Source organism: Psychrobacter sp., assembly GCF_041554015.1.
Taxonomy (GTDB): Bacteria; Pseudomonadota; Gammaproteobacteria; order Pseudomonadales; family Moraxellaceae; genus Psychrobacter.
The window spans coordinates 1-15444 of the sequence record NZ_JBFFMS010000019.1; the positions used below are offsets into that span (position 1 = coordinate 1).

At 42.9% G+C, this 15444-nt stretch carries 14 protein-coding genes; 3 read left to right on the forward strand and 11 right to left on the reverse strand.

What is annotated here, in order from left to right:
- The first annotated feature begins 216 nt into the window (after window positions 1-216).
- On the forward strand, window positions 217-741 hold the full coding sequence (locus ABYU67_RS06635) for a TIGR00645 family protein (RefSeq protein WP_372844216.1): 525 nt from the start codon (window positions 217-219) through the stop codon (window positions 739-741).
- A 370-nt stretch (window positions 742-1111) separates the two neighbouring features.
- On the forward strand, window positions 1112-1975 hold the full coding sequence (locus ABYU67_RS06640) for a hypothetical protein (RefSeq protein ID WP_372844217.1): 864 nt from the start codon (window positions 1112-1114) through the stop codon (window positions 1973-1975).
- Window positions 1976-2062: 87 nt separating this feature from the next.
- Here the strand turns inward: ABYU67_RS06640 and ABYU67_RS06645 are convergent, their stop codons facing one another.
- The 9 genes from ABYU67_RS06645 to kdpF all read right to left on the reverse strand — a co-directional run bounded on the left by ABYU67_RS06645 (window position 2063) and on the right by kdpF (window position 11920).
- Window positions 2063-2605: a serine hydrolase gene (locus ABYU67_RS06645; RefSeq protein WP_372844218.1), complete on the reverse strand. Its 543-nt coding sequence runs from the start codon at window positions 2603-2605 to the stop codon at window positions 2063-2065.
- Window positions 2559-2780 (reverse strand): hypothetical protein, encoded by a 222-nt coding sequence (locus ABYU67_RS06650; RefSeq protein WP_372844219.1) that lies wholly within the window; start codon window positions 2778-2780, stop codon window positions 2559-2561. Before ABYU67_RS06650 ends, ABYU67_RS06645 begins: the two co-directional genes overlap by 47 nt.
- A 223-nt stretch (window positions 2781-3003) precedes the next feature.
- Complete coding sequence (locus ABYU67_RS06655) at window positions 3004-3546, reverse strand: DUF3124 domain-containing protein (protein ID WP_372844220.1); 543 nt, start codon at window positions 3544-3546, stop codon at window positions 3004-3006.
- Between the two features lie 76 nt (window positions 3547-3622).
- A complete protein-coding gene (locus ABYU67_RS06660; RefSeq protein WP_372844221.1) occupies window positions 3623-4309 on the reverse strand; it encodes a response regulator in 687 nt (228 codons plus the stop codon).
- A 43-nt stretch (window positions 4310-4352) separates the two neighbouring features.
- Window positions 4353-7094: a DUF4118 domain-containing protein gene (locus tag ABYU67_RS06665; RefSeq protein WP_372844222.1), complete on the reverse strand. Its 2742-nt coding sequence runs from the start codon at window positions 7092-7094 to the stop codon at window positions 4353-4355.
- An 81-nt stretch (window positions 7095-7175) separates the two neighbouring features.
- Window positions 7176-7847 (reverse strand): potassium-transporting ATPase subunit KdpC, encoded by a 672-nt coding sequence (gene kdpC, locus ABYU67_RS06670; protein WP_372844223.1) that lies wholly within the window; start codon window positions 7845-7847, stop codon window positions 7176-7178.
- Between the two features lie 21 nt (window positions 7848-7868).
- Complete coding sequence (kdpB, locus tag ABYU67_RS06675; protein ID WP_372844224.1) at window positions 7869-10007, reverse strand: potassium-transporting ATPase subunit KdpB; 2139 nt, start codon at window positions 10005-10007, stop codon at window positions 7869-7871.
- A 120-nt stretch (window positions 10008-10127) separates the two neighbouring features.
- Window positions 10128-11840, reverse strand: coding sequence for a potassium-transporting ATPase subunit KdpA (kdpA, locus tag ABYU67_RS06680; protein ID WP_372844225.1), 1713 nt, complete (start codon window positions 11838-11840; stop codon window positions 10128-10130).
- Entirely contained in the window at window positions 11840-11920 is an 81-nt protein-coding gene (gene kdpF, locus ABYU67_RS06685; protein WP_372844255.1) for a K(+)-transporting ATPase subunit F, read from the reverse strand. The genes kdpA and kdpF overlap by 1 nt, the downstream gene beginning before the upstream one ends.
- Before the next feature lie 515 nt (window positions 11921-12435).
- Between kdpF and ABYU67_RS06690 the strand changes: the two genes are divergently transcribed.
- A complete protein-coding gene (locus tag ABYU67_RS06690) occupies window positions 12436-13326 on the forward strand; it encodes a pirin family protein (protein ID WP_372844226.1) in 891 nt (296 codons plus the stop codon).
- A gap of 275 nt (window positions 13327-13601) precedes the next feature.
- Here ABYU67_RS06690 and ABYU67_RS06695 read toward each other — a convergent pair whose 3' ends face one another.
- Both ABYU67_RS06695 and ABYU67_RS06700 read right to left on the reverse strand, forming a co-directional pair.
- Entirely contained in the window at window positions 13602-13952 is a 351-nt protein-coding gene (locus tag ABYU67_RS06695; RefSeq protein ID WP_372844227.1) for an MliC family protein, read from the reverse strand.
- Between the two features lie 262 nt (window positions 13953-14214).
- The gene (locus tag ABYU67_RS06700; protein ID WP_372844228.1) at window positions 14215-15411 is read right to left on the reverse strand and encodes a low temperature requirement protein A; all 1197 of its coding nucleotides are present in this window, start codon (window positions 15409-15411) and stop codon (window positions 14215-14217) included.
- Window positions 15412-15444 lie beyond the last annotated feature (33 nt).

The window sequence follows — 15444 nt, forward strand, 5'->3', positions numbered from 1 at the left end:
GGCGTTACTGGCGTCACTTAAGTATCGTAAGCAACAGGCAAAGTCGATGACTTAGGGTGTAGATCGCTTGAAGTAAACCTATTTTGCTTTAAAGTTTATTAATAACAGGTTATATCACGCAGTTGGTATGGCCTGTTTTTTGCCATGTATTATTTTATATTACCGAAGATAGGCCGTGCATTCTATGATGCATATTGCCAGAAACAAGAGATATCCATGTTGAAGAAAGCTGAACATACATTAGAGAAAACCATATTTAACAGTCGTTGGCTGTTAGCCCCATTTTATTTGGGCTTAGTGCTTGGTATTATTTTGTTATTTATCAAATTTGTCCAAGAGCTGTGGCATATGACGACCCATGTTTTCATCGCTTCTGAAGCCGATGTTATCGTCGGTACACTGGCTCTTATTGATATGTCACTGGTCGCAAGCTTATTGCTCATCATCATATTTAGTGGCTATGAGATTTTTGTCTCAAAGATTGATACCGGTGAGCATGAAGATCGTCCTGAATGGATGGGGAAAATTGACTTCTCTGGCCTAAAGCTTAAAGTCATCGGCGCCATTGTCGCTATTTCTGCCATTGATCTTCTCAAGTCATTTATGGATATACCAAAAGAGATGAGCGATGGTGATGCAGATAGATTGATGTGGAAGGTGATTATTCATATGACGTTTGTATTATCTGGCTTGTTATTTGCCTTGATGGACAAGATCGTCGGTGATACCAAAAAGCATTAAGCAGACGTTTTAGTGCTGTACTGGGCTGTACTGGGCTGTGGTTTGCTAGCATGATCCAACTTTTAAAGAGCGTAATAGCTCCTAAATGTGGAGCATATACGCGATTGTTACAGGTATGGGTTTTATCAGCTATGATGCTATTTTTAAGGGTAATAATAGTGTAAAAAGGATGGCGACAGCCGCGTGCTTATGGAGTACTACTGCTATCAAGATATCAGTTGCTTATGCATGTTATGAGATTACGTCAAATTTTTATTACAGTCATTTTGCTATAAAGAAGGTACAGTAAAGCAGGCATAAAGGTTTGTAGCCTCTATCAGTATCTAGCATTGACTACAGTCTGGAATAAACCAAATTTGAGAGTTAAGCCATGTCATTTTTGCATTTGAAATTGTCCATTCCACTCATTAAAATAGCAATGGCTGCTACTGTATTAATGGCGACTGCCCAGTTGATAGTAGGTTGTGACTCACAGCCCTCAACTTCAAATAATGACAGTACTGCACAAACGAATAATAAAGATAAAGACATAGCTGCGCGTGCTGAGCTGACGGTTAGTCCAGCGTCTACAGATTCTTGGGCTACAGATAAAACAGCAGCTAACGACGCCGCAGATCTATCCGATGCGCAAGCCGTTAGCCCGTTAGGATATGGGCACCTGAGCTTTGGTCAGGTTATTACCCCTGAGCTGATAACGAGCTTAGGAATGACCAAAGCCAGTGGTGATAACGAGCAGTGCTATTATATCCATGACCCAAAACTAAGCTATACCGATAAAGCATACGGGGCGCGTGCTTCTGTGCTATATCAAATCATCGATGATACAGTTGCCCTGATTAGTATCCAAGATCCAAACATAGCTTTCTATAAAAACATCAACGTTGGTGACCCAGTCACAGCGGTTATGAAAGCACATAATGACCAGCTCACTTACGAGGTCGATAAATATGCAGTTGATGGTGACTACTATAGCTTGATTGCTAATATCAATTTTAAAGTGATAAAAGAAAGCTCACCCAAAGAGTTATTGAAGGCTGACAATATTGAGCTTAATAATAAAGGCAGCTTGCCTCTACAAATTGAATATCATATCAAGGGTGGTCAGACGCTAAATGACTCTATGATTAAGACTACTGAGTGGACAGTAGACAATAAAAACCTCTTAAAGGGTGAAGTGGAAAGTATTGATATCGGTATACCAGAAGCGATTTATTTGGTCGAAGGGTGCTCTTAAAAACTGAACGCAAGCATCCAGTACGAGCTGGATGCTGGATGATTTTTCAGGCTCTTTTTTATAAGATTGCTTTATGATTCATCTCAATTAATGAGTCATCGTACTCTCCAAAATCTTATACGCTGCCTTGACTCTCTCTGTATTGGGGTGATTTTTATTTGCCAAAATGACAACACCTGATTTTTTGGCAGGGATATAAGCTATATAGCCACCAAACCCGTTGGTAGCACCTGTTTTGTTGACCCAGATGTTATCTGAAACGGGGGTCGGCTGATTATTTATCTGAATGGGTTGAGTCTTTAGTACCACATCTATCGAATTGCCTTTGAGCAAGGTATCTAGCTCAAAGGCACCTAACCCTTGGGTGAAAGTGCTTGCCTGATAGTAACCTTTTCTATTATTGTCTAATACTTGCTGGATATTGTTAGCTAGTGGCATCAGCCCCATATTTGCAGCCATAAAATGTGTCATATCTTTAATGGTGGATTTGATGCCATAGGTTTCAGCGTCTAACATACCAGGATTGACCCGCACCGGCTCTCCAGCTGGGTTATAGCCAAACGCATAATCAGCCATCTTGTCATTAGGCACATTGATAAAGGTGTGACTGGCCATCGATAATGACGCCAAAGGCCATCCCTGGGATATCATGCTCGTTCATTAACACTCTGGCTTGCTGATCAACGGCATTTTTTAGAAGAACATCACTGTCAGCTGCCTGTACGGTTACAGATAGCAATGATGCTGCTGCCACTAAAGCAGCAAGTCCGATCTGATTTGGCGGGGTTTTAATAGATTTTTTCATTATAGAGCTTCTCGTTTATTCTCATAGAAGTCGTGATTTTATTGGCTTATAGATATTATTTATCTAAAAAACTGGTATGCGTTGAAGCTTAACTGTACGGATGTGACGACAGGGGCTATTAATGCTGTTACTTCAGCGTCGCTAAAGTTGGCTTAAAAAGGGGGTTACTACGCAGGTGTATAAAATAAACAATGATACATATTTTATATGAAATGATTGTTTGTCAGTGTATAACTGGTGTCCCTTGCGTATTGAAAGCAAAAGCTTTATTACTGAAATTACCAATCATCACCGCCTCAACCACTGGTCTCACCGTATCATCTAAACCCTCAACCTCAATAATAAAGTCTGCACCAGGACCTCCTTTGTTTTCTTCTTTTTCAACGATATAGTTGAGGGTTGCCATGGGGGGCAGTTTAATTGAGTGCGTGATATAGGACTTTATAAGCTCGCCATTAGTACCATAATAATCAATTTTATTGATATAAAGCGATTTTTTTAATGTGGTATTACGAATGCTCAATGTCGCTGATAGCAATACTTTTTGATTGTACCTATCGATATAAATGTCTGAATAAATGGGCACATAAAAGGTTTGTTTGTAGTTTAACTGGCGGTGGTCGACGGCGGAGGTTATTTCAAGCTCTTTAATCGGATCTTTATTATTTCTTGAAAATATTATATTGGGATCTTTGATTGAGTTATCACAACCTGATAACAGCACCAATATCGCAATGGCTATGGCGGACATAGTGAGCTTGTTCATGATATTGCCCTCTTTTTTTTGCCTCTTACCATCAGATTAAGGTTCTGTTTTAGAGACTAAGTATTGTAGTGTATGGTCAGTCTTTAGGAATATGCAGTTTATAGCCAACACCGATTTCGGTTAAGAAATGGTCAGGGCGAGAAGGGTTGTCTTCGAGTTTTTGTCGTAAATTTGACATAAATATACGAACATAGTGTTCTTGATGATTGTGACCTTTACCCCAAACTTCATTAAGCAGTTGTTTATGGGTCAGTACTTTTTCTGCGTAACGGATCAAGACTGTAAGCAAGCGATACTCAATAGGGGTTAAATGGACATCTTTACCATTTTTCTTGACTTGCCTCTGCGTAAGGTCAATGCTGACATTGCCAAGCTCTATCTGATTGGGTGCCTCATAGCCAACCTGCCAGCGGCGCATATGGGCATGAACACGAGCAATTAATTCGCCCATGCTAAAAGGTTTTACTAAATAATCATCTGCCCCTAAATTGAGCGCTTTTATTTTATCTTGCTCATCACTGCGAGCTGATAATACTAAAATAGGCAATGAGGACCATGTTCTAATATCGGCAATGACGTCGCAGCCATCGCCATCAGGAAAACCAAGATCTAATATAAGTAAGTCAGGGCGCCGCGTCGCCGCTTCGATTAAACCTCTATGCGAGTTATCAGCGGTATAAACTTGACAGCCTTCTTGCTCCATTGCTGTTTTGATAAATCGTGCAATATGGGCTTCATCTTCGATGATTAGTATGGTTTTCATAAGTAGATTATTCGCTATTAATATTGACCTTATGATATAGCACTTATCGTGCTAAGTTTGCTGAATCAATAGTTGGGCTGCTTGCTGTTAAGTCATCACTCAATAAATCTTGTTCGGGCAAAGGTTGCCAAGGTAGGGTGATGATAAATTGAGCACCATGAGGTTGTATATTGGCAGCGCTTAACGTACCACCTAGATGCTCAACCAAGTCTCGACTCAAAGCCAAACCTAATCCCAATCCTGTTGTGCTACTTTCCAAATTTCCTCGAGTAAAGCGCTCAAATATTTGCGCCTCCAAACCTACAGGGAGTCCGTCTCCGGTATCTGTCACCGTTATGCGGCACTGCTGATTGTCATCAAGCATTGCTTTGATGCAAATGCAGGCGTCGTCTGGGGTGTAATTGATCGCATTGGTGAATAAATTATTTAGAACACGTGACAAAATCAATTCGTCGGTATAAATAAAGTCAATATGATGCGGGATGTCGATTTCTATCTGCCGCTCTTTTAAATAGTGCTCAAGCTGACGGATATTACTGCCGACGATTTCTTCTAAGCTCACCCATTGTTTGTTTAACTGCATACCGCCAGATTGTAGTGAGACATAATCTAAAATATTAATCACTAAACGCTGAATAACGTTTGCTTGCTGCTCAATATCGACTGCCAGTTGTTTTTGCTCACTCATCGTTAAAGTCTGGGTGGCAAGAGAAGATGCTAAACCAGATAAGACCGTTATTGGTGTTCGAATATCATGGGACAGTGCTGATAGTAGCGTTCCGCGAAGTCTCTCTGACTCTACTTTTATGAGCGCGTTTTGAGCAATTTTTGCGTAATATACCCGTTCTAACGCTAGCGTTATTTGGGCAATAGCCACATCGAGCGCGCGCTGTTGCTCGGGTTGATTGAAGCTCTCACTATCTGTCGGCATCAGTGCTAAGACTCCTAGCACCTGAGTTGAGGTCGCAAGCGCTCGATAGTGCATCGTATTAGCGGTGAGAGTATGAGTACCTAAGCCTGCGCTTTCATTATGATCAAACACCCATCTGGTCACAACCCAGTTGAATGCTGCTGGTATCGTACAATCTGTCATAACCACAAGCTTATTGTCCGCGTCTGGCATGACTATGATTGCAGTGCTAGCAAGATGCTGCGTGAGCCATGCTGCCGCTTGGCTGATAATGTCATTATTTTTACGCGCGGCGCTCAGGCTTTGAGCAAGATAGCTCATGGAGATGGCTTGCTGTTCACGTTTACGCGCCGCTTGTGCCTGAAACCGCAGTCCAACTGCTAGGTTATTAATGATTAAAGAAACAATAAGCATAACGGCAAAGGTGACTAAATATTGCACATCGCTGACGTTAAAAGACAGCTTAGGTTCCACAAAAAATAAATCAAAGCTTAATACGCTCAAAAATGCAGCCAGTATGCCAGGCGCGCGCCCAAAGCGTACTGAGATAAAGACAATCACTAATAAGTACAGCATGACAACGTTGGCTAAATCAAACCAGCGTGTGAGAGCAATTAAGGTAACGGTGACTAATCCGCATCCCAAAACTGCCATAAGATAGCCATTGCGGTTATCTACCGATGATAATTCTGCCATATTCCAAGACAGGGTTTGACGCTCATTAGTGGTTTTGCATAATTGCTTAGTTTGATTGACCAAGATTAAATCTAAATTTACATCCTGTTGTGAGATGCGCTTTACCAGCGACTGACCCAAGTGGTATGGTTTTGACTGGTTTTGTCCAATAATGATACGACCAATATTGAATTGATGGGCATAGCTGGTCAAACCCTCTGCCACAGTAATGGCACTAATCACTTCCGTTTTTGCACCCAGATCATCCGCTAAACGCAATGCCTCCAACACTTTTTGCTTATTATTAGCCGAACGATTCAAACCGCGCGGTGTATCGACATGCACCACATACCACTGTGAATGAAGACTACTGGCCAGCCTAGCAGCATGGCGAATGAGGCGTTCGCTGTGCGCTCCTGTACTAATACCTACCAATAACTGATCGGCGGTATTCCAAATGGGTGCGATTCGAGCTTGGTTGCGATAATCTTGCATGTCAGCATCGACCAAGTCTGCGGTTCGGCGTAATGCCAGCTCCCGCAGTGCAATCAGATTGCCTTTACGAAAGAAGTTATTAATAGCATGTTTGGCTTGGCTTGGAATATATACTTTACCTTCATGCAGACGGGCCAATAATTCATCTGCTGGTAAATCAACCAATATCACCTCATTTGCCTGATCAAAAAACCAGTCGGGTAAGGTTTCTTGAACTGCCACTCCCGTAATTTGGTTGACGACATCGTTTAAACTTTCTAAATGCTGAACGTTTAGCGTCGTGTAAACATTGATACCTGCTTTTAGTAGCTCTTCAACATCATGCCAACGTTTGGGGTGGCGAGACCCTGCGATGTTACTATGCGCGAGCTCATCAACCAGCAAAATATCTGGATGATGGGCGAGGGCAGCATCAATATCAAACTCATATAGTATCTGTCCACGATATTCAATCTCGCGTAGCGGCAGAACGGACAGCCCTTGTAGCAGCGCTGCCGTCTCACTGCGACCATGCGTTTCTACAATGCCAACCAATACATTTAGTCCCTGCGCCTGTGCTTGATGCGCCGAGGTCAGCATGTCATAAGTCTTACCAACCCCAGCCGACGCCCCAAAAAATATTTTTAGCTTACCTCTATTGACCGTATACGCTTGCTGCTTGATCTGCTGCAATAACGCATCTGGGCTGGGGCGGTTAACATTCATAAAGACCCTCGAGAGCTCTTAGATAAAAGTAAATTCAGGCGGCGTTTGGTTAAGCGGGTAGTTTTAAGTAATATTGGCGCGCTATTTAGCTGCTCTGGTAGTGATTTCATCTAATGCTAGGTTTACTGCTAGCACGTTAACACGCGGCTCGCCAAAGATATTAAACTGCTTACTGTCAGTATTATCGTTGATCGCTTTTTGTACTTGTTCAACGCTTATTCCGCGTATGCTTGCCACTCTATTTGCTTGCCACTTGGCGGCTGCAGGTGAGATATGTGGATCCAAGCCGCTTCCCGACATGGTTACCAAATCAATCGGTATCGGCGCTTTATTCTGTGGATCAGCAGCCTTAAGCTTTTGCACTTGCGCCTCAACATTGCTGGCAAGTTTAGGATTTAAAGGTCCCAAATTACTACCTGAAGATTGGGTGGCATCATAACCATCACCCGCAGCAGAAGGTCGCGTCCATAGATATTGTGGTTGGTCAAACGGCTGACCGATAAGCGCAGAGCCAACCAGCTGTCCCTCTTTTTCTACTAAGCTACCATTTACTTGATTGGGCATGGTCGCTTGCCCGATAGCTGTCATCATTAATGGGTAGCATAACCCTAAAATGATACTTAATAATATAAATAACAATATAGCAGGTTTAAGCATCGGCATATGGGTAGCAGTGCTCTCCAATGCATGGCGAGCAGTTGCATCTGGCAGTAATGGCTTAGGGTTGGTATCTGGATGAGAATGAGTGTACATAGTAATGTTCCTTAAGGATAATTAGACCAATTGCAGTACGTTAATGAGCATATCGATAACCTTTATTCCCACAAACGGTAGCAGTAGTCCGCCTAAACCATATATCAACAGGTTGCGGCGCAATAAGTTAATAGCAGAGTTTGGACGATACTTAACCCCTCGCAGCGCGAGTGGAATGAGAAATACAATGATTAAGGCATTAAAAATAACCGCTGATAAAATAGCGCTCTTTGGGCTGCCCAAATGCATTATATTTAAGACGTTTAGAGCAGGATAAGTACCCGCAAAAGCTGCTGGAATAATCGCAAAGTATTTCGCAACATCATTGGCCAAACTAAAAGTCGTCAGCGCCCCGCGGGTCATCAGCATCTGCTTACCGGTTTGCACCACTTCAATAAGCTTGGTCGGATTTGAGTCCAAATCTACCATGTTTGCTGCTTCTTTGGCCGCTTGAGTACCACTATTCATAGCGACGGCAACATCAGCTTGGGCAAGGGCTGGCGCGTCATTGGTACCGTCACCCGTCATCGCCACCAGCTTACCTTGGCGCTGATAGCTGCGAATCAGCTCAAGTTTTTGTTCTGGGGTGGCCTCCGCCATAAAGTCATCAACTCCCGCTTCAGCAGCGATAGCAGCAGCCGTTAAAGGGTTATCACCCGTAATCATCACGGTAGTAATACCGATTTTGCGCAGTTCAGCAAAGCGCTCTTTGATACCAGATTTGACCACATCTTTAAGTTCAATAACGCCTAATATCTGCTGACCTTCTGCCACTAACAATGGCGTACTGCCACGGCGCGCCACTTCTGCTACTTGTTGCTCCAAATTACTTGGTAGTGTGCCACCTTGTTCTGTTACCCAATTTACAATGGCGTCATAAGCGCCCTTACGGATAAGGCGTTGCTCAGTATCGGTACCACTCATGCGAGTTTGTGCGGTAAATTCGATGGTTTCAAATGGCTTTGATTTCCACATGTTTTCATCGATATCAAAACGACTTTGTGCGAGTTTGACGATACTGCGACCTTCTGGCGTCTCAACGGTTAGCGAGCTGATCAATGCCACTTCAGCCAATAATTTCTCGTTGATACCATTCGATGGCAGGAATAATGATGCTTGACGGTTACCATAAGTAATAGTGCCGGTCTTATCGAGCAATAGCACATCGACATCGCCAGCAGCTTCTACTGCTCGTCCAGAGGTCGCAATGACATTGGCTTGCATCATGCGGCTCATGCCTGCTACGCCAATAGCCGATAATAAGCCGCCAATCGTTGTCGGGATCAGGCAGACCAGTAAAGCCACTAAAATCACAATTGAGATAGGTTCGCCTTGACCTGATGCAAGTACCGCAAACTGAGAGAATGGCAACAGGGTGACGCACACCATCAGAAATATCAGGGTTAATGCAATCAGCAAAATAGTCAGGGCAATCTCATTGGGCGTTTTGGTACGTTTGGCACCTTCTACTAAGGCAATCATACGATCTAAAAATCCTTGCCCCGGCGCTTGGGTGATACGAATAATCAGCCAGTCAGACAAGACCTTAGTACCGCCAGTGACTGCGTTAAAATCACCGCCACTTTCACGGATTACAGGAGCAGATTCACCGGTGATGGCCGACTCATCAACTGAGGCAAGACCTTCTATCACCTCACCATCGGCTGGAATAATTTCTCCCATTTGTACTAAGACAATATCATTCTGATTAAGCTCAGTCGCCTGCACCATGGTAGCGGCAGACAGTCGGTCGCTACCAGCAAGCTTACGCGCTTGTACATCTTGACGTGCCTGCTTAAGACTCGATGCTTGCGCTTTACTGCGACCTTCTGCTAAGGCTTCAGCAAAGTTGGCAAATAATAAGGTAAACCATAGCCAAAACGTAATAGCTAAAGTAAAGAGCAGTCCAGTTTGGCCTTGGATTAACATATTGATGGCCAATATGGTCGTCAACCATGAGCCGATATAAACGACGAACATCACCGGATTGCGCCACTGGACGCGAGGATCAAGCTTGAGTAGCGCCTCTTTTAGAGCCGGTTTAATCAGCGCTGGATCTAGGAGGCCTTGAGAAGGTTTTTCAGGTAAATCAGAGTGTTCAGGTTCTTGGTGAGGCGGCACATCTAAGGCTTTATTATTAGCATCTATTGAAACATTCATGGTCTGTATTCCTAACATAATCATAAAAAGGGAGCGGTTCACCACTAAAAAGGTAAATGCCTATTTAGCAAATTTGTCAACTTTGGCAGCGTTGCTAAAGCCTAGACAAGTAGGCAGCGGTTAACCTTTCATCATCCATATATGCTCTATAATAGGTCCAAGCGCTAAAGCAGGAATGAAAGTCAAGGCGCCAATCATCAGTACGGTTCCGACTAATAGACCCACAAATAATGGCGTGGTCGTCGGTAAAGTCCCGCTATTGACTTCAAGTCTTGGTTTTTTTGCCAATGATCCTGCCAAAGCCAGCACTGGAATAATGACCCCGAAACGCCCAACCACCATCGCAAGCCCAAGCATAGCGTTATAAAAGACCGAATTGGCCCCCAATCCTGCAAAAGCAGAGCCATTATTATTAGCAGCAGAGCTAAAGGCATACAGCACTTCACTAAAACCATGGGCGCTAGGATTAAAGATTCCTGCTTGACCACTCGTAGTCATCACACTAATCGCCGTCCCCATGAGCACCATAGTGGGCGCTGCAAGTAATGCTAATACCACCATTTTCATCTCAAAGGGTTCAATCTTTTTACCGAGATATTCTGGTGTCCGTCCTATCATGAGTCCTGATACGAATACCGCCAATATTGCAAAGAGCAACATGCCGTACAGTCCGGCTCCAACACCGCCAAATACTACTTCACCTAACTGCATCTGTAGCATTAAACCAAAGCCGCCCATCGGCGTAAATGAGTCATGCATCGCATTTACCGCACCACATGATGCCGCCGTAGTAATAGTGGCAAATAACGATGAGGCCACAATACCAAAGCGCACTTCTTTACCTTCCATATTGCCACTGACATCAGCAGCGGTTAGCCCTGACACTTGTGACGTCAACCAAGGGTTGCCAGCAAGCTCACTACTTACCGTTAATGAATACATACCGATAAACAATAGGGTCATGGCTGCTAATATCGCCAGCCCTTGCTTTAGATTGCCGCTCATCTTACCCAGACAAAAACACAGTGAAGTAGGAATAAGAAAAATAGCGAGCATCTGAATTAAATTAGAAAAGGGCGTCGGATTCTCAAATGGATGGGCAGAGTTGGCATTAAAGAAGCCACCGCCGTTAGTCCCTAACATTTTAATCGCTTCTTGTGAGGCAACTGGACCTAGGGCGATGGCTTGGGTGTCGCCTTGTAGAGTCTGTACGTCCATGTAGGTCGATAAGGTTTGTACAACGCCTTGGCTCATTAATAACAGCGCGATGATGGCTGCTATCGGCAATAGGATATAAATATTACAGCGCCATAAATCGACCCACGCGTTACCAAGGTGCGCGCTTTTCTTAAGCACCAAACCACGCATCAAAGCAAAAGCGACGGCAATGCCTGTTGCTGCAGATAAAAAGTTTTGTAGCGACATACCTAGCATTTGGGTGAGGTAGCTCATGGTGCTTTCGCCGCCATAAGCTTGCCAATTGGTATTGGTCATAAAACTGATTGCTGTATTCATGGCCAAGTCCCAAGTGACGCCGGTCATCGCTTGCGGATTAAGCGGCAGCTTGCCTTGTACCAGTTGCAAGACGAATAGCGCCAAAAAACCAATGACGTTAAATAACACGATAGCGAGCGCGTACTGTTTCCAGTTCATCCCAGACACCATATTGCCTTTGGCATCTCGTCCAAGCATACCAAGCGCAGTAAAAACGCGTGATTCAAGACGGGATATCGGCGCTTGCATACGCTGTATAATGTAACCGGATAAAAAATAGCCCAAAGTAAATAAGATAAGAAGATAAATAATCAGCTGAGAGAAGGCGTGGATGGTCATTAGAACGCCTCCGGCTTAATCAATACGTACAACAAATAGACAAACAACCCTAGGGCAATAAACCCTGCAAGTATTTCCATAGCACTCTCCTACAATCAATATCAGTCGCTCAATTACAGTAAGGTTTTTAAAACCTTGCTGCTCATTTAATAATGTCGTTAGTATGCTAAGAGAGGTATAAAAGTGTTATTAAGATAAACAGGCAAGGTATAAAGAAAGTATAAAGATGAGAGTTGGCTTTATTATCGTTGCTAGCTTGCTAGCTTGCTAGCTTGCTCGATTATTGGCTCTTAAGTCATGTCTAAGTAATGAGAAGATTAATCATTATGCGATTCAATGATTTGACAGAGAAGGATAGGATAAGACTATCTGAAGCTTCGAGGCGTCATATGAGCTATTGAGTAGTGATAAGCTGATTTCCTATTAGAGTACAATCTGACTAAAATATATAAATTATGCTCAGCAGTTCTCAAATCAAGAATTGTGTTTTGCGATTTCCCCTGTTTATACCGTCATGGATTACCCCATATAGTATTCATATAGAAAAAATCCCATATGGATTGAAAATATTGACTAAAAACATAGGAATATCATTATGAGTACTATATCTAAACAAAATCGTACAATCGTACAGCAGTTGACTGGTATGCCGACCTCTGACGGCGCTGGGGTAAAATTAACTCGTATTATTGGAACTGCTCAGCTCGATATGCTAGATCCTTTTTTGATGCTTGATTGCTTTGAGAGTGATGATGCTGATGATTATGTCGCTGGCTTTCCCACACATCCACATCGTGGTTTTGAGACAGTCACTTATCTGCTAAATGGTCGTATGCGTCACAAGGATAATGCGGGTAACGAAGGTGTGATTGAGCCGGGCGGTGTACAGTGGATGACAGCAGGGAAGGGAATTTTGCATTCAGAGATGCCAGAGCAAGCAGAAGGCTTATTGAAGGGTTTTCAGCTATGGGTCAATTTACCTGCTAAAGCCAAAATGAGCGAGCCTAAGTATCAAGAATTTTTACCTGAATCAACACCGCTTGAACGCCATGATAATGGTACTGAAATCCGAGTAATTGCTGGTACAACCAATCAAGGTACTGTTGGTCCAGTCATTAATCTACATACTTATCCTATCTATATGGATGTGAGCTTGCCTGCTAAGGCTACTTTTGAGCAGGCAATAGTAAGTGAGCATAATGCATTTATTTACGTGATAGATGGTGAGGTTTCGGTTCAGGAATCTGCTGATAGCAATCAAAGCCCAGTCGGTACTACTATCCAAGCTAAAAACTTAGCGGTTTTAAGCAAGGGTGATAATCTTAGCGTCACCAGTCATGTAGATGGTTCACGGTTTTTATTGATTGCTGGACAACCGCTCAATGAGCCAGTGGCGCGTATGGGACCTTTTGTAATGAATACTCAGACAGAAATACGTCAAGCTGTTGCTGACTTTCATAATGGGAAATTTGGACAGCCTGCGTAAAAACCCTTTTGATCCTATGGCTTAAACATCAAATACAGGTTATTAAAAAGACCTTGCTACTGTGTTCATTGGTAGCAAGGTCTTTTACGTAAGTCGCGTTAATATTTATATAGTAAGTTCAATATTAAAACGATACAGCGGGACTGGAATGAATATTACGCAGCTTCTGCTGGCTCTGTCGTCTTAGCCACAGCACACCACACCAGAAAATTGATACCAGTTTTGCCCTGCAATATCACGTATCTGTTTTAGTTAGATGCTTTATTGAGAATCGACTATAGCTTACAGTTGACGCTATATTCTTGACCATTTTGCATACTTACTTTCATAATTCCATAATCAGCCTTCGTATGCCAGTCATAACGCATTTTTGGGTCAGAGTTATTAGTGTAGCGAGCCCCTGAGCCTGAAACGGCTTGGTTAAGCGTCACGCTTTTATTACTCACACCAATCTTTGGTAAATGAACATTCAAGTTGGCAACTTGCCCATTGCTCGAATATGCTGCCGTTACTTGTCCATTATCTTCACAAGTAAAGGTGCTTTTTTGGTTGTTATTCACAGCAGGGTTAGAGGCACAAGCGGCTAATAACAAAATAACAGGTGTCACTACTAGGATTTTTTTCATGTGTTTTCTCTATCGATTATAAGATAATTTTTATAACTACGATGAAGGTAGCTATTAAGCACAATATATTAACGTAAAACATTACTTGTATTGTTGTTTTTCATTATAGTAACGAAGCGTGTGTAGTGAATTCAGTATTAAAACGATACAGCAGGACTGGGATAAATTTTACGCAGCCTCTGTCGGCGTAGGCACACCAAGCCAGAAAAATTTATCCCAGTTCCGCGTTACAGTATGGCGTATCTATTTTATTTGGAATCGACTATATTTTATTTTGCCATTTTTTGTTGTCTTGACTGAAATACCACGTCATCGATATAGGAGCAAGGACGCTTAACCAAATGCCGTAAGTAATGGGCAAACCTTGATATACGGCAAGACCGCTTATCCCAATAATGATTGCTGCAATGATGATGGCTAAGCTATTGTGACTCGATTTGCGGCACATAAGGGCACGTAATAGCGTTAGTATCATTAAAAAAGTCAAAAGCATGATCATTAATAGGTTCATGGCATAAATTTCTGAGATGCTATGTGTCATAGTATCTGCTCTAGCATCGGTAACCAAATTAAGCGCACTGCCTAGTGCCGCTAATGAGGCAAATACGAAAAAGTGACCATAGCCGAATAAAAATAAGTCATAACGACGGCGCTCTTTATCTAAAATGATATCAAAAGGGATGGTGAAATAGAGCCACCATAATGAAAATACCAGAGCGACTAAGCTAGAGCCCAGCAATATCATAGTGCTGGTAGCAGCGTCAGAATTGACTAAAAAGTACTGTATGCTGTTACTGACCCCTAACACACCTTCGCCCAAAACGATAATAGTCAAAAGACCATAACGTTCGGCAATATGCTTGGGGTGCCAGTTATTACTCTGTGCCACCCGTGCCCACACGGGCATCAGTAATTCAGCGGCAATAAATAAGAGCAAAGCAGGCATTTGTATGGATGTGGGCAGAAAAAGCCAAATAATCCAAATACTTTGTAACGTGAGTAGCCCGATAATACTGCGACCAGCCACCTGCTGGTGGCCTTCTACGTGTTGATAAACACGCCACCATTGACTACAGCTGGCCAATCGCATGATCGCATAACCAGTGACGCCTATCCATGTTAATCCTTGCTCAAAAAACTGGTTGATATTGGCGGCAATCATCAATGAGCCAAACATTTGCAACATAACTGACAGGCGGTAATACCAATCATTGGGGTCATACTCTGAGGCAAACCACGTAAAGCTTGTCCAAGCATTCCACAATATAAAAAATGCCACGATAAAAGTTAAAAATCCAGAAAAATCATGCTCAAGTAAGCGGTGATGAAGCCCGCTTGCTGCGGCTGCAACAGCAATGACGTAGACCAAATCAAACAATAACTCAAGCGTGCTGGAGGCTCGATGTTGCTCATCAGGATCGCGGGCATAAATCTTACGAATAGCAGGCATCATGATCATGGTTTGTCTTTCGCTTAGCTAAAAAACGCAATA

What these genes read in the sequence shown, in the direction of transcription:
- kdpB (WP_372844224.1), bottom strand. Translation starts at nt 10,007, where the DNA reads ATGAATGTTTCAATAGATGCTAATAATAAAGCCTTAGATGTGCCGCCT.
- ABYU67_RS06695 (WP_372844227.1), bottom strand. Translation starts at nt 13,952, where the DNA reads ATGAAAAAAATCCTAGTAGTGACACCTGTTATTTTGTTATTAGCCGCT.
- ABYU67_RS06655 (WP_372844220.1), bottom strand. Translation starts at nt 3,546, where the DNA reads ATGAACAAGCTCACTATGTCCGCCATAGCCATTGCGATATTGGTGCTG.
- kdpF (WP_372844255.1), bottom strand. Translation starts at nt 11,920, where the DNA reads ATGGAAATACTTGCAGGGTTTATTGCCCTAGGGTTGTTTGTCTATTTG.
- ABYU67_RS06660 (WP_372844221.1), bottom strand. Translation starts at nt 4,309, where the DNA reads ATGAAAACCATACTAATCATCGAAGATGAAGCCCATATTGCACGATTT.
- kdpC (WP_372844223.1), bottom strand. Translation starts at nt 7,847, where the DNA reads ATGTACACTCATTCTCATCCAGATACCAACCCTAAGCCATTACTGCCA.
- ABYU67_RS06665 (WP_372844222.1), bottom strand. Translation starts at nt 7,094, where the DNA reads ATGAATGTTAACCGCCCCAGCCCAGATGCGTTATTGCAGCAGATCAAG.
- ABYU67_RS06635 (WP_372844216.1), top strand. Translation starts at nt 217, where the DNA reads ATGTTGAAGAAAGCTGAACATACATTAGAGAAAACCATATTTAACAGT.
- ABYU67_RS06650 (WP_372844219.1), bottom strand. Translation starts at nt 2,780, where the DNA reads ATGAAAAAATCTATTAAAACCCCGCCAAATCAGATCGGACTTGCTGCT.
- ABYU67_RS06700 (WP_372844228.1), bottom strand. Translation starts at nt 15,411, where the DNA reads ATGATCATGATGCCTGCTATTCGTAAGATTTATGCCCGCGATCCTGAT.
- ABYU67_RS06690 (WP_372844226.1), top strand. Translation starts at nt 12,436, where the DNA reads ATGAGTACTATATCTAAACAAAATCGTACAATCGTACAGCAGTTGACT.
- kdpA (WP_372844225.1), bottom strand. Translation starts at nt 11,840, where the DNA reads ATGACCATCCACGCCTTCTCTCAGCTGATTATTTATCTTCTTATCTTA.
- ABYU67_RS06640 (WP_372844217.1), top strand. Translation starts at nt 1,112, where the DNA reads ATGTCATTTTTGCATTTGAAATTGTCCATTCCACTCATTAAAATAGCA.